The sequence below is a fragment of the Kitasatospora sp. NPDC056783 genome, from assembly GCF_042789895.1.
GTDB lineage: Bacteria > Actinomycetota > Actinomycetes > Streptomycetales > Streptomycetaceae > Kitasatospora.
Window position 1 is genome coordinate 1 of record NZ_JBHUAF010000221.1, and the last position, 14,051, is coordinate 14,051.

A 14,051-nucleotide genomic window follows, 5' to 3' on the forward strand; every position below is an offset into this window, starting at 1 on the left:
AGGGGGGACCCTGTGGGAGAGTAGGACGCCGCCGAACAATTATTGTGAATGAACCCCCATCCGGTTTCCGGATGGGGGTTCTTCGCGTTTCCGGGCATTTCCGGTCCAAAAAATCTTGGCGGGCGATGTCGAGAACCCGTGCCCCGCACCGTCCCCGGGGTGGACGCGGCCACAATGGGTCGCACCAGCTCCCGAGGAGACGACGATGGCCAAGTACCTGCTGCTGAAGCACTACCGAGGCGCCCCGGCCGCGGCCGACTGCACGCCCATGGACCAGTGGACGCCCGAGGAGGTCTCGGCGCACATCACGTACATGCGGGACTTCGCGGCCCGGCTGGAGACGACCGGGGAGTTCGTCGACGCCCAGGCGCTCGCGCCCGAGGGGACCTGGGTCCGGTACGACGGCGAGGGCCGGCCGCCGGTCACCGACGGGCCGTTCGCGGAGACCAAGGACCTGATCGCCGGCTGGATGGTGATCGACGTCGACAGCTACGAGCGTGCCCTCGAACTGGCCGCGGAGCTGTCCGCCGCCCCCGGGGCCGGGGGGAAGCCCATCCACGAGTGGCTGGAGCTGCGGCCGTTCCTGGCCATGCCGCCGAACTGCACGGAGTGACCGTTCCCATGGACGAGGCCCTGCTGAGGAGCCTCACACCGAGCGTCCTCGGCGTCCTCGTCCGTCGCGGAGCCGAGTTCGCGGCGGCCGAGGACGCCGTCCAGGAGGCGCTGATCGAGGCGGTCCGACTGTGGCCCGCCGAGCAGCCGCGCGACCCCAAGGGCTGGCTGGTCACCGTGGCCTGGCGGAAGTTCCTGGACGCGACCAGGTCGGACGCCGCCCGTCGGCGGCGGGAGGACCTGGTCGACCAGGAGCCCGAGCCGGGGCCCGCGGCCGCCGTGGACGACACGCTCCAGCTCTACTTCCTGTGCGCCCACCCCTCGTTGACGCCCTCGTCGGCGGTCGCCCTGACGCTGCGGGCCGTGGGCGGGCTGACCACCCGGCAGATCGCCCGTGCCTACCTGGTGCCCGAGGCGACGATGGCGCAGCGGATCAGCCGGGCCAAGCGGACCGTCTCGGCCGTCGGGTTCGATCAGCCCGGGGACGTCGCCACCGTGCTCCGGGTGCTCTACCTGGTCTTCAACGAGGGTTACTCCGGCGATGTCGACCTCGCGGCCGAGGCGATCCGGCTCACCCGGCAGCTCGCGGTGGTGATCGACCACCCCGAGGTGGCGGGGCTGCTGGCCCTGATGCTGCTGCACCACGCCCGGCGGGCGGGCAGGACAGGGCCCGACGGGAGCCTGGTGCCGCTCGCCGAGCAGGACCGCGGACGGTGGGACACCGGGCTGATCGCGGAGGGTGTCGTCATTCTCCAGGCGGCCCTGGCCCGGGACCGGCTGGGCGAGTTCCAGGCCCAGGCCGCCATCGCGGCGCTGCACGCCGACGCGCCCACCGCCGAGGAGACGGACTGGGCGCAGATCGTCGAGTGGTACGACGAACTCGTCCGGCTGACCGGGAGCCCCGTCGTACGCCTCAACCGTGCGGTGGCGGTCGGCGAGGCCGACGGTCCGCGTGCCGGGCTGGCGGCACTCGCGGAGCTGGACGACGCGCTGCCCCGGCACACGGCCGCGGCCGCGTACCTCCACGAGCGTGCGGGGGACGCGGCGACGGCGGCCGGGCTGTACGCCGAGGCGGCGCTGAAGGCCCCCAGTCTCGCCGAGCGCGACCATCTGACGCGTCAGGCCGCCCGGATCAACGCCGAATCGAGGGAGCGTCGGAACAGCTGAGCGAAGGGCGGTTCAGAGTCGGCCGGCGGCCTTCAGCGCCAGGTAGGTGTCGGCGAGGACCGGGGCGATCCGGGCCGGCGGTGCGTCCAGGACGGTGGCACCGTGCCGGGTGAGGCGCTCGGCGGTGGCGCGCCGGTCGGCGCGGGTCTGCTCGGCGGCGGCCGCGCCGTAGACCGCCTCCAGGGTGCCCCGGCCGGCGGCGAGTTCGTCCAGCCGGGGGTCGGCGACGGAGGCGAGGACGACCTCGTGGCGCTTGGTGAGCAACGGCAGCAGCGGGCGCAGGCCGTCCTCGGCGGGCGCCGCGTCCAGGCCGGTGAGCAGCACGATCAGTGAGCGGTGCGGCGCCATCTTGAGCGCCGTGGAGACCAGTGAGCGCATGTCGGTCTCGTGCAGCGCGGGTTCCAGGCCGGCCATCGCGTCGGTGAAGGCGGGCAGGACCTCGTGGGCCGAGCTGCCGGCCACCGCGACGCGCTTGCGGGTGTCGTGGGCGAGCAGGTCGACCCGGTCGCCGGCCCGGGTGGCGAGGGCGGTGAGCAGCAGCGCGGCGTCCAGGGCGGCGTCGAGCCGGGGGGCGTCGCCGACCCGGCCTGCCGAGGTGCGGCCGGTGTCGAGGACGACGAGGATGTGCCGGTCGCGTTCGGGGCGCCAGGTGCGGACGGCGACGGTGCTGCGGCGGGCGCTGGCGCGCCAGTCGATGGAGCGGACGTCGTCGCCGGGCAGGTACTCGCGCAGGGAGTCGAACTCGGTGCCCTGGCCTCGGGTCAGCACCGAGGTGCGGCCGTCGAGTTCGCGCAGCCGGGCGAGCCGGGAGGGCAGGTGCTTGCGGCTGGTGAACGGGGGCAGCGCGCGGACCGTCCAGGGGACGAGGTGCGAGCCCTGGCGGCCGGCCAGGCCGAGCGGGCCGAGCGATCGGACCGTCACCCGGTGGGCGTGGTGGTCGCCGCGGCGGGTGGGAGTGAGCACGGTGGTGATCCGGCGCCGTTCGCCGCCCGGCAGGGCCAGGGTGTGCCGGGAGGCGGCCTCGGCGGTGCCGGGGCGCCAGGCGGAGGGGGCCCAGGCGTCCCGGAGCAGGCCCCGCAGCGGCCGGCCGGACGGGTTGGTGACGGTCAGTTCGACCGTGGCGCTCTCGCCGAGCCGGACGGTGGTGTCGCCGCCCCGTTCGATCCGCAGGGCGCGGACGGGGGCGGCGAGCACGAGGTCGACCGCGACGGCGAGCAGGACCGCACCGGTGACCAGGCCGATTCCGGTGCGGGACGGCAGCAGCAGGCCCACGACGAGCGCGCCGAGCGCGGCGAGCAGGGCGGTTCGCCCGGTGAGGGCCATGCGGTTGCGCTCCTTCGGGAACGGAACGGGTGCGGTGGGGTCAGCGGGGTGCGGGCGTCTGGGCGAGGACGCCCTGGATGACGGAGTCGGCGGTGACGCCCTCCATCTCGGCCTCGGCTCGCAGTGCGACCCGGTGGCGCAGGGTGGGCAGGGCGAGTGCCTTGACGTCGTCGGGGGTGACGTAGTCGCGGCCGGCCAGCCAGGCCCAGGCGCGGGAGGCGGCGAGCAGGGCGGTGGCACCGCGAGGGGAGACGCCGATGGACAGTGACGGGGAGTTCCGGGTGGCCCGGCAGAGGTCGACGATGTAGGCGAGGACCTCGGGGGAGACGGTCAGCCGGGCGATCTGCGCGCGGGCGGCGGCCAGGTGCTCGGGCCCGGCGACCGGGCGGACGCCGGCCGCGGCGAGGTCGCGCGGGTCGAAGCCGGCGGCGTGCCGGGAGAGCACCTGGAACTCCTGGTCGCGGTCGGGCAGCGGCAGGATCAGCTTGAGCAGGAAGCGGTCCAGCTGGGCCTCGGGCAGCGGGTAGGTGCCCTCGTACTCGACCGGGTTCTGGGTCGCGGCGACCAGGAACGGGACGGGCAGCGCGCGCGGTTCGCCGTCCACCGTGACCTGGCCCTCCTCCATGGCTTCCAGCAGGGCGGCCTGGGTCTTCGGCGGGGTGCGGTTGATCTCGTCGGCGAGCAGCAGGTTGGTGAAGACCGGTCCGGGCTGGAAGGAGAACTCGGCGGTGCGGGCGTCGTAGACGAGCGAGCCGGTGACGTCGCCGGGCATCAGGTCGGGGGTGAACTGGATGCGCTTGGTCTCCAGGCTGAGCGCGGTGGACAGGGTGCGCACCAGCAGGGTCTTGGCGACGCCGGGGACGCCCTCCAGCAGGACGTGGCCGCCGCAGAGCAGAGCCACGACCAGGCCGGTGACGGCGGCGTCCTGGCCGACCACGGCCTTGCCGATCTCGGCGCGCAGGGCGGTGAGCGCGGCGCGCGGGTCGGTGGCGGGGGTGGCGGGTGCCGTGCCGGGGACGGAGCGGAGCTGGGCGGTTGCCTGGTCGGTCACGGGTTCCGTACCTGCCTTTCGAGGGCGTCGAGGTCGTCGGCGAGCCGCAGCAGTGCGGTGTCGTCGGTCGGGGGCGGGCCGTACAGCAGGGCCCGGACGTCCCCGGCGGGCCGTTCGGGCAGCCGGTCGGCCACGGCGACGCAGAGCGCGTCGGGGTCGGGTGCGCCGGCCCGGAGCGGGACGCCCAGGGGCGGGGCGAGACGGTGGGCGGCGGCGGTGCGCAGGACCTCGGCGGCGCGGCCGCGGGCCCTGGCCCGGCGGTACAGCCGGGCGCGGCCCTCGGTGGTCTCGGCGGCGCGGACGACCACGGGCAGGTTCTCGCTGATCACCGGGCCGAGCCGGCGCCCGCGCCACAGGGCGGCGAGCACGGCGGCGACGGCGAGCTGGTAGCCGGCCCAGTGCCAGCCGCTCGGGAGGTAGTCGCCGAAGGTCTTGGTGCGGGTGCCCTCGGGGAGCGGGACGGAGTAGTCGGGCAGGTGCCAGGTGAGGCGGGGCTGGGAGCCGAGCAGGGCGAGGGCGAGGGCGGCGTCGCCGTCCTGGGCCAGCTCGCCGTTGCTCAGGAAGGCGCCGCTGCCGAGCACGATGACGTCGTGGTCGCCGTCGCCGACCGGGACGCTGACCAGCGGGTAGCCGTGGCCGCGCGGGTAGCAGCCCTCGCCGCGGCTGCCGCTGGTGTAGAGCATGCCGCCCTGCTGGGCGCTGCCCGCCCGGACGGCCTCGGGGAGCGTGCACTCCGGGGGGGTGGAGCGGATGGAGGCGTACGGCAGCCCGCCGGCGTCGTCGGACGGCCGGATGCCGGGGGCGAGCGCGGTGAGCGCGGCCGGGCCGGGGGCGATCAGCACCAGGCGCCGGTGCCGGGCGGCGGCGACGGCGCGCAGCTGGGCGGGGCTGAGCAGGTCGGGTTCGGGCAGGACGAGGGTGTCCGGGCCGGCCTGGGTGGCGGTCGGGTCGGAGGTGAACTCGGCCTTGAGGCCCTGGCGTTCGAGCAGGACGACGACGGCGTGGGTGCCGTCGCGGTCGTAGGAGCGCGGGTCCAGCGGCGGGTAGCGGTGGTCCTGGCCGAGGGCGGACACGGCGGCGGCGCCGATCAGCAGGGCGGCGAGGACGGCCAGGTACCAGCGGGCCCGGCGCCACAGGCCCCGGGCGGTGGGGGTGAGGCTGGTCGGTGCGGCGGTGGGGGACGACGGTGCGGGGGCGGGGGCGGTCATGCCGCTCCTCCTGGGGTCGGCGCCGGGGCCGGGGCGGCCGCGAGGACGGGGCGGGTGCGCTCCAGCGTCCGGTCGAGCTCGTGCAGCAGCCGGTACGCGGCCTGGTCGGCGGTGCGCTCGCCGTACGCGATGTCGTCGAAGGTCCGGGCGGCCGCGGCCAGTGCGGCGGCGTGCTCGGGCAGGGTCCGTCCGGCCTCGGCGGCGGCCTCGTCGGCGGTGCGGCCGGGGCGGGTGTCGAGCAGGGTGCGTTCCTCCAGGCTCCGGACCAGGGCGCGCATCTGCTCGCGGACGGCCTCGGACCAGCGTCCGGCGGCGGCGTGCCCGGCGGCGTCCGCCCGGTACTGGTCGGCGCTGCGCGGTCCGCCGTCGCCGTACACGTCCTGGACGGTGCGGGCCGTGCGGCGGGGCGCGCCGAGCCGCCACCAGAGGGCGGCGCCGATCAGCACGGCGACGATCAGGAAGAGGACCATCCCGGTGGTGCCGTCGGTGCCCTCGCCGGAGATGCTGTCGAGCGCGCCGGCGAGGTGGTCGTAGATCCAGTCCGTGATCCGCTTCAGGACGGACGGATCGTGCTTGTGGTACTCCGCGTCGAGGAGCTCGTCACGGGCGGCGTCGCGCGCCGGGTCGCGCGGGACGGTGACCGGGGCACCGCCCGCGGCGAGGAGCCTGTCCCCCCAGATGGGCATCCGGTTCAGCGCCTCGCCGCGGTCGGATCGGCGGGCCCGCCCCAGCCGGCGCCGTCGTGCCCGGGCAGACCGGCCGCGCGGGCGAGCTCGATGTCCAGGGCCTCGCGGCGGATCCGCTGGTCGATGTAGACCAGTACGCCGACGGCGGCGATGAACGGGGTGGTGAAGGTGCCGGCGATGATCCCGGCGACCGCCAGGAGGATCACCATGGCGGCGCTCTGGTCGAGGGTGTCGGGCAGGCCCTTGGCGTCGAGGTCCTCGAAGCCCAGCGCCAGGCCGAGGATCTGGAACGGGACGGCGACGACCACGGTGACGACGAGCGCCAGCACGTGGCTCAGCAGGGTGATGCCGAAGACCCGCCACCAGGCGCCGCGGACGAGGCGTCGCGAGCGCGACAGCGCGGTCAGCACGCCCTGCTTCTCCAGCATCAGGGCGGGGGCGGCGAGGCTGAAGCGCACGTAGAGCCAGAGGGCGACCGGCAGGGCGAGCAGGCCGACCAGGGCCAGCAGGCCGGTGATCGCGGGGGAGTCCGAGCCGGTGGCGGAGTAGCCGAGCAGCGGGGCCAGGCCGAGCAGTATCACGCCGGGGCCGATCAGGGCGGTGAGCACGGTCAGCCCGAGCAGCTGGACCATTCGGGGCCGGGCGTCGTTCCAGGTCTCCTTGGCGGTCGCGGACCGGCCGAGGACGGCGCGGCTGACCACGATGGTGAGCAGGGCGGTGGCGATCACGCCGAGCAGCAGTTGCAGCGGCATGTCGGCGATCAGCCGCAGGGTCGGGGTGGCCTCGCCGGTCTTGCCCTTGACCAGCAGGCTGACCAGGACGCCGGCGGCCTGGGCGAGCACGGCGATGCCGAGTGACAGCGCGAGCACGGTGCGCCAGTGCCGGCGCACGGTGGTGACGCCGCCGTCCAGCAGTTCGCCGATGCTCAGCGGGCGCAGCGGGATGACGCCGGGCTTGGGGCTCGCCGGGGCGCCCCAGCCGTACGGGTGGTGACCGCCGGGAGGCTGCTGTCCCCACTGGCGGCCCCACTGGGGGGCGCCGGCCGGGTCGGTCAGGCCGGGGGCGGGCTGAGGTGGTGCCGACGGCCCGGGCGCGGCGGCGGACGCGTCGGCCGGGGGCCGGGCGTCGTCGCGGGGCGGCTCGGACGAGCTGGGCGAGGCCCAGCCCGGGGTGTCGGTCATCACTGCTCCTCGGAGGGCGTCACGGGCGCGACCGCGGACGGATCTTCCGCCCGCACGCAGCGCCCATCGTGCCATGGGGCCGGAAACAGGCCCCACGGCGATCCGGTTGCTGATCGGCAACGGTCGTCCGCGGTGGGGCGGGTGGTGCTCCGCGAGGGGCTCCCGGGCTCTCCGGTGGGGGTCATTCGCCCGGTATGGCCGGAATGCACCGGTGGGCGAGTTGGCCGTTCTGGAGCATTGGTACTGCTGTGCGGCAGGTCACAATCCGGTAATGAGAAGATGGACCCATGAAGGGACGCGTCCTCGTCGTTGATGACGACTCCGCACTGGCCGAGATGCTCGGTATCGTGCTGCGTGGTGAGGGTTTTGAGCCGTTTTTCGTCGCGGATGGGGACAGGGCGCTAGCCGCGTTCCGGGAGACCAAGCCGGACCTGGTCCTGCTCGACCTGATGCTTCCGGGCCGGGACGGCATCGACGTGTGCCGGCAGATCCGGGCGGAGTCCGGTATCCCGATCGTGATGCTGACCGCGAAGACCGACACGGTCGACGTGGTCGTGGGCCTGGAGTCGGGTGCCGACGACTACGTCACCAAGCCGTTCAAGCCCAAGGAACTGGTGGCCCGGGTGCGTGCCCGGCTCCGCCGTGCCGAGGAGCCCACCCCCGAGCAGCTGACCATCGGCGACCTGGTGATCGACGTGGCCGGCCACTCGGTGAAGCGGGACGGCCGGGGCATCCCGCTGACCCCGCTGGAGTTCGACCTGCTGGTCGCGCTCGCCCGCAAGCCCTGGCAGGTGTTCACCCGCGAGGTGCTGCTGGAGCAGGTCTGGGGCTACCGCCACGCGGCGGACACCCGCCTGGTCAACGTCCATGTGCAGCGCCTGCGTTCCAAGATCGAGAAGGACCCGGAGCGCCCCGAGATCGTGGTGACCGTCCGCGGCGTCGGCTACAAGGCCGGACCCAGCTGACGTGACGGAGCGGGCAGACGACACCCCGTCGGGTTCCGCGACCGACGGGGCGGGTGCCGTGCGCGGCGACGTGCTGAGCTCGACCACCCGCCGCCGCGGTCCTTCCCGCGCGGTCGGGCTGGTGCGGCGTCAGCTGCGCCGCCCGGTGAGCCGGGTGACCGCGCTCTACCGCCGGTCGATCCAGCTGCGCGTGGTCGCGGTCTCCCTGCTGGCGTCCATCGCGGTCGTCCTGGTGCTGGGCGTGGTCGTGGTGGCGCAGGTGCGCACCGGACTGCTCGGCACCAAGATGGACGCCGCCCGCGCACAGGCCCGGATCGGTTTCCAGGTCGAGCAGAAGAAGATCGACGAGGCCCGGGACCAGAAGCTTCGGGGCACCGGCGATCCGACCGTCGACGAGACCGGCACCTGGCTGCTGCGGCAGGTCAACGACCTGGCCGGGAGCGGGCAGACGGTCTACTCGGTGATCGCGATGGCCCCCGGCACCGGCGCCGTCGCCCCGGACACGGCCGGTTTCGCACCGCGCTACTCGGGCGACATCCAGCCGATCAGCATCCCGGACACCCTGCGGGCCAAGCTGCTCGCCGAGTCCGGCCAGATGTTCGAGCAGCCGACCCGGATCCACCGTTCGCCCGACAGCACCGTCAAGTCCGAGCCCGGACTGGCCCTCGGCATGCAGTTCACCGGCCCGGCCGGGACGCCGTACCAGCTGTTCTACGTGTTCTCCTTCGGCCAGGAGACCGACACCCTCAACCTGGTCACCGGCACGCTGGCGACCGCCGGCGTGTTCGTGGTGATCCTGATGGGCGGCATCGCCTGGGTCGTGGTGCGCCAGGTGGTCACCCCGGTCCGGATGGCCGCCGGGATCTCCGAGCGGCTCGCCGACGGGCACCTGGAAGAACGGATGAAGATCACCGGGACGGACGACATCGCCCGCCTCGGGGAGTCCTTCAACCGGATGGCCAACGCCCTCCAGGCGCAGATCCGCCAGCTGGAGGAGCTGTCCCGGGTGCAGCGGCGGTTCGTCTCGGACGTCTCGCACGAGCTGCGCACCCCGCTGACCACGGTCCGGATGGCCGCCGACCTCATCTACGACAGCCGAGAGGACCTGGACCCGATGGCGGCCCGCTCGGCCGAACTCCTCCAGGGCCAGCTGGACCGCTTCGAGTCGCTGCTCGCCGACCTGCTGGAGATCAGCCGCTTCGACGCCGGCGCCGCGATCCTGGACGCCGAACCGGTGGACCTGCGCGAGATCGTCGGCCGGGTGGTGGAGGCCGCCGAACCGCTCGCCGAGGCCAAGGGCAGCGCCGTGGTGATCCGCGGCGACGGCGAGCCGGTGCTGGCGGAGGTGGACTCCCGCCGGATCGAGCGCATCCTGCGCAACCTGGTGGTCAACGCGCTGGAGCACGGCGAGGGCCGCGACGTGGTGGTCCGGCTGGGCTCCGCGGACGGCGCGGTCGCCGTCGGCGTGCGCGACTACGGCATCGGCCTCAAGCCGGGCGAGGCGTCCCGGGTGTTCCACCGCTTCTGGCGGGCCGACCCGTCCCGGGTGCGGACCACCGGCGGCACCGGCCTCGGCCTGTCCATCGCGGTGGAGGACGCCCATCTGCACGGCGGGTGGCTCCAGGCCTGGGGCGAGCCCGGTGGCGGCTCGCACTTCCGGCTCACCCTGCCGCGCACCCGCGGCGGGGAGATCAGCCGGGCGCCGTTCCGGCTGGAGCCGGAGGACTCCCGCAACAACCGGGGCCTGGGCGCCCAGGGCACGCCGTACCGGCGGGCGATCAGCCCGGCCGGCTCGACGGCGACGGCCGCCGTCGACGACCACGCGGAGACGCCGGAGGGCGCGGGCAGCAGCCTCGGCAGCGGGCTCGGCGGGGTGCTGAACATCGGCCCCGGGCTGAGCCGGCGCCGATTGCCGGAGGGGCCGCGGTCGGACCCCTCGGACGTGTGGACGGCGGGCGGTTACGGTGCCACCGGCGCCCAGGTGATGGTGGACCCGACGCCGGGACGGCCGTCGGTGGCACAGCGGACGGCGGAGCCGGACGCCATGGGTGGGACGACGGACGCGGAGGGGTCGCAGCGTGCGAAGGACGAGCAACAGGACTGAGCCGCGGCTGCTCGCGGCGGTCGGCGCGCTGCTCGGCGCCCTGGTGGCGAGCGGCTGCGCGGCCATGCCCGACTCCGGCGGCATCACCAGGGTGGAGCTGTCCCAGGGCCCGGCCGACAAGAACCTCCAGGCCCGGGTCTACCCGGTGGCGCCCGGTCGGGGCGCCAAGCCGACCGAACTGCTGACCGGGTTCCTGGACGCGGTGACCGCCGACGAGGGCTACGACACGGCGCGCAAGTACCTCACCGAGAGCGCCGCCCAGACCTGGAACCCGGATGCCGGGATCCGGGTGCTCTCCGCCACCACCATCCCGGCCGGCCAGGACGTCACCGCCGCGGACACCCAGGTCTCCGCGGCGGTGAGCGGGCAGCTGGTCGCCACCGTCGACGAGAAGCACTCGTACCTGCTGGTCGCCGGGCAGAACAACAACGTCTCCTCGGACTTCACCTTCGTCCGGGAGAACGGCGAGTGGCGGATCGACAAGCTGCCGCCCGGCGTGATCATGAACGAGACCAACTTCCGGAACAGCTTCCGGCAGGTCGAACGGTTCTTCTACGCCGCGCCGGACCCGTCGGCGGTGGTCTCCGGGAACACCGGCCAGGAGGTGCTGATCGCCGACCCGATCTACCTGCGGCGCCGGATAAACCCGCTCATCTCGGCCGCCCGGGCGCTCGTCCACGGCCCCTCCAGCTGGCTCGCTCCGGTGGTCGGGACGGCGTTCCCGGCCGGGGCCACGGTCGAGTCGGTGACCATCGACGACAGCCGGCTCGCCCACGTGCAGCTCGGCGGCGCGGACATCGGCGAGCCGATGGCCTGCCGCCGGATGGCGACCCAGCTCTTCTACACCCTCGCCGACCAGGGCAAGGGCCAGGTCGACCGGCTGGAGCTGAAGGGGCGGCACGGCTCCTGCACCGCCGGCCGCAGCGACCAGCCGTCCACCGGCCCCGGGGCGCTGGCCGGGCGCGCCTCGACCCAGCAGTACTACCAGCGCGCCGACAACGGCGTGCTGATGATGCTGACCGACGAGGGGCGCACCGGCGACCCGGTCCGCGGCGCCCTGGGCAAGCCGCAGCCGAACGGCACGCCGCCGCTCGGCACCGTCGCCGTCAGCCGGGACGGCCTCACGGCCGCCGCGGTCAGCGGGGACGGCCACCAGGTCTACTCGGTGCCGTTGGCGGAGGGCGCCGCCCTGGGCGAGCCGGTGCTCAGCTCGCCGGCCAAGGGCGGCGACAAGGAGGACGGCTTCGGCTCGCCCAGCTGGGACGGGCGGGGCGACCTCTGGGTGGTGGACCGCAACAAGCAGAGCCCGCGGGTGGTGATGGTGCGCGGCAACAAGTCGTACACCGTGCCGGTCGAGGGGCTGACCGGGCAGGCCGTGGACTCGCTCAAGATCTCCTCGGACGGCGCCCGGATCGCCCTGGTGGTCAAGACCCCGGGCTTGGCCGCCAGTTCGCTGATGTTCGGCCTGGTGGTGCACGGCGGCACCAAGGAGGCGCCGACCGCGAAGATCACCGGGCTGCGCCGGGCGGCCCCGACCCTCACCGACGTCGCCTCGGTGTCCTGGGCGGAGACCGACCAACTGCTGGTGCTCGGCAAGGAGACCGACCGGACCCAGCAGCTGCACTACATCAGCACGGACGGCTCGCAGAGTTCGGACACCCAGCTGGGGATCGGCGAGAGCATGCGGACCGTCTCGGCCTCGGAGTCCCGCGGGGACGTGCTGACCCAGGCGCCGCCGGTGCTCGCGGTGGCGGACGCCAAGGTCTACCGGCTGCTCAACAACCAGTGGCGGGAGGCCCAGTTGATCGACAAGCCCCGCTCGTTCTTCTACCCGGGCTGACGGGCTGACGGGCTGACGGGCTGACGGGCTGACGGGCCGGCGGGGCCGGGGCGCCCGGTTCAGCCGGCCGGGCGCACCGTGGCCGCGACCGTGGCACCCGCCCGGGCCGGCAGCCCGGCGTCGGCCAGTGCCCGGGCCGCCTCGGCGAGGCTGGCCCCGGTGGTCACCAGGTCGTCCACCAGCACCGGGTGACGGCCGGCCAGGCCCGCCCGCCCGGTCCGGGCGGGCGGCAGCACGGTGAGCGCGCCGTGCAGGTTGCGGCGCCGCTCGGCCGCGTTCAGCCCGGTCTGGTCGGCGACCGGCCGGGCGTGCCGCAGCAGTGGCGCCGCCCGTACGTCCAGCCCGGCCCGGCGCAGCGAGCGGGCGGCCGCGCCCGCCAGTCGCAGCGTCGGATCGTGCCCGCGGGCGCGGACGGCCGAGCGCGTCGAGGGCATCGGGACCAGCAGCAGCGGCGCGGCCCCGGCCCGCGCGCCCAGGGCGGAGCGCACGGCCCGGCCCAGGGCCTCGCCGAGCGGCCCGGCCAGCCGCAGCGCGCCCCGCTCCTTGTGCGCCAGCAGCAGCTGCCGGACCGGATCGGTGTACGGCGCGGCGGCGTGCGTCCAGGGCAACCGGGTGGGTGCGGGCCGTGAGGTGGCCAGCACGTGCCGGCAGGCCGGGCAGAGCTGGGCGCGTTCGCTGCCGCAGCCCGCGCAGTCGGCGGGCAGCAGAACGTCCAGGAGCCCGGCCAGCGCGTGGCCGAGCGGCCTCCGCGCGGACGACGGGCGCGCGGACGGCGGACGGGCGGGGGAGGGAGTCGGCGGCACGGCTGCTCCTGGCGGGCGGCAGGCACGGAGAGTCAGCACAGAGTGCGCCGTATGGGGGGCGTTGTCCAGGTATTTACCCTTACTTCACCCACGAGAGGGTAGACAGGGTGCACCAGCTTGACCGCCCGAGCACAATATCGGGTCATACCCTCCTTATCGCCTGAGGAGGCGAAAAACCCGTGTGAGGTGTTCGATAAGGCCCAGGGGGTTTCAACCGTCCCTGGTGGGGAGGAAGTGAGGTGAGGGCCAGTCGTTTCCCGCCGCTGGCGGTGGGGACGGGGGGTCGGCAGTGGATGGGCTGGTCCAGCTGGGTCTCAGTCCGGTCCGGTAGCACCCGGATCGGCGTCAGCACGAGGGATCGGAGTTCTGCGTGGACATCGTCGTCAAGGGCCGCAAGACCGAGGTGCCCAAGAGGTTCCGCGAGCACGTGGCCGAGAAGCTGGAGAAGGTCCAGAAGTTCGACGCGAAGGCCATCAGCCTCGACGTCGAGGTGTCCAAGGAGCACAACCCGCGGCAGGCCGACCGCTCCGATCGGGTGGAGATCACTCTCCGCAGCCGCGGCCCCGTGATCCGGGCCGAAGCCGCCGCGGGGGACCCGTACGCGGCGCTCGACCTGGCTTCGGCGAAGCTCGACGCGCAGTTGCGCAAGTCCGCGGACCGGCGTCGGGTGCACAAGGGCGGCGCGAACGGCCGCACCCCGATCAGCGTCGCCGAGGCGACCGCGGCCCTGGCCGCGCTGCCGGACGCGACGGCGTTGGAGGGCGAGACGAACGGCGCCGTCCGCAAGACCATGATGGGATCCCTGGAAGTGGAGGGCGAAGGCCCGCTGGTGGTGCGGGAGAAGACCCACCCGGCCGCCCCCATGGCGCTGGACCAGGCGCTCTACGAGATGGAGCTGGTCGGCCACGACTTCTACCTCTTCGTGGAGAAGGACAGCGGCCTGCCGAGCGTGGTCTACCGTCGGCACGGCTACGACTACGGCGTCATCCACCTGCGGACCGACCCCTCGGCCGGGCCGGGTGGCGGGGCCGGCGGCGCGATCAACGGGTTCGACGGCGAGGACTGACGCCGTCCGAGCGGTGATGGAGGGGTGACCCCGGCGGCCGTGGCC

Annotated in this window: 12 protein-coding genes; 6 read left to right on the plus strand and 6 right to left on the minus strand. The window is 74.4% G+C overall.

Annotated elements, in window-relative coordinates; genetic code table 11:
• Positions 1-205: 205 nt before the first annotated feature.
• Together ACFRMQ_RS26500 and ACFRMQ_RS26505 are read left to right on the plus strand one after the other, a co-directional pair.
• Positions 206-613 carry a YciI family protein gene (locus ACFRMQ_RS26500; protein WP_380733148.1) on the plus strand — a complete coding sequence of 136 codons (408 nt, stop codon included), beginning with the start codon at positions 206-208 and terminating at the stop codon, positions 611-613.
• A gap of 8 nt (positions 614-621) precedes the next feature.
• The gene (locus ACFRMQ_RS26505) at positions 622-1,779 is read left to right on the plus strand and encodes an RNA polymerase sigma factor (protein ID WP_380733158.1); all 1,158 of its coding nucleotides are present in this window, start codon (positions 622-624) and stop codon (positions 1,777-1,779) included.
• 12 nt (positions 1,780-1,791) lie between these two features.
• Here the strand turns inward: ACFRMQ_RS26505 and ACFRMQ_RS26510 are convergent, their stop codons facing one another.
• The 5 genes from ACFRMQ_RS26510 to ACFRMQ_RS26530 are packed head-to-tail and all read right to left on the minus strand — an operon-like array spanning position 1,792 to position 7,228.
• Positions 1,792-3,102, minus strand: coding sequence for a DUF58 domain-containing protein (locus ACFRMQ_RS26510; RefSeq protein WP_380733149.1), 1,311 nt, complete (start codon positions 3,100-3,102; stop codon positions 1,792-1,794).
• A gap of 40 nt (positions 3,103-3,142) precedes the next feature.
• Entirely contained in the window at positions 3,143-4,153 is a 1,011-nt protein-coding gene (locus ACFRMQ_RS26515; protein ID WP_380733150.1) for an AAA family ATPase, read from the minus strand.
• Complete coding sequence (locus tag ACFRMQ_RS26520; RefSeq protein WP_380733151.1) at positions 4,150-5,361, minus strand: DUF4350 domain-containing protein; 1,212 nt, start codon at positions 5,359-5,361, stop codon at positions 4,150-4,152. The genes ACFRMQ_RS26515 and ACFRMQ_RS26520 overlap by 4 nt, the downstream gene beginning before the upstream one ends.
• Positions 5,358-6,047 (minus strand): DUF4129 domain-containing protein, encoded by a 690-nt coding sequence (locus ACFRMQ_RS26525; protein WP_380733152.1) that lies wholly within the window; start codon positions 6,045-6,047, stop codon positions 5,358-5,360. The genes ACFRMQ_RS26520 and ACFRMQ_RS26525 overlap by 4 nt, the downstream gene beginning before the upstream one ends.
• A 5-nt stretch (positions 6,048-6,052) precedes the next feature.
• Entirely contained in the window at positions 6,053-7,228 is a 1,176-nt protein-coding gene (locus ACFRMQ_RS26530) for a hypothetical protein (RefSeq protein WP_380733153.1), read from the minus strand.
• Between the two features lie 287 nt (positions 7,229-7,515).
• Here ACFRMQ_RS26530 and mtrA point away from each other — a divergent pair, with 287 nt between their 5' ends.
• Genes mtrA through ACFRMQ_RS26545 form a run of 3 tightly spaced genes read left to right on the plus strand, consistent with a single transcriptional unit; the run spans position 7,516 to position 12,137 of the window.
• Positions 7,516-8,193 carry an MtrAB system response regulator MtrA gene (mtrA, locus tag ACFRMQ_RS26535; protein WP_030247322.1) on the plus strand — a complete coding sequence of 226 codons (678 nt, stop codon included), beginning with the start codon at positions 7,516-7,518 and terminating at the stop codon, positions 8,191-8,193.
• Position 8,194: 1 nt separating this feature from the next.
• Positions 8,195-10,297 (plus strand): MtrAB system histidine kinase MtrB, encoded by a 2,103-nt coding sequence (mtrB, locus tag ACFRMQ_RS26540; protein WP_380733154.1) that lies wholly within the window; start codon positions 8,195-8,197, stop codon positions 10,295-10,297.
• Positions 10,272-12,137 carry an LpqB family beta-propeller domain-containing protein gene (locus ACFRMQ_RS26545; protein WP_380733155.1) on the plus strand — a complete coding sequence of 622 codons (1,866 nt, stop codon included), beginning with the start codon at positions 10,272-10,274 and terminating at the stop codon, positions 12,135-12,137. Before mtrB ends, ACFRMQ_RS26545 begins: the two co-directional genes overlap by 26 nt.
• A gap of 59 nt (positions 12,138-12,196) precedes the next feature.
• Here the strand turns inward: ACFRMQ_RS26545 and ACFRMQ_RS26550 are convergent, their stop codons facing one another.
• Positions 12,197-12,940: a ComF family protein gene (locus ACFRMQ_RS26550; protein ID WP_380733156.1), complete on the minus strand. Its 744-nt coding sequence runs from the start codon at positions 12,938-12,940 to the stop codon at positions 12,197-12,199.
• A gap of 370 nt (positions 12,941-13,310) precedes the next feature.
• Here ACFRMQ_RS26550 and hpf point away from each other — a divergent pair, with 370 nt between their 5' ends.
• On the plus strand, positions 13,311-14,006 hold the full coding sequence (hpf, locus tag ACFRMQ_RS26555; protein WP_380733157.1) for a ribosome hibernation-promoting factor, HPF/YfiA family: 696 nt from the start codon (positions 13,311-13,313) through the stop codon (positions 14,004-14,006).
• Positions 14,007-14,051: the final 45 nt, after the last annotated feature.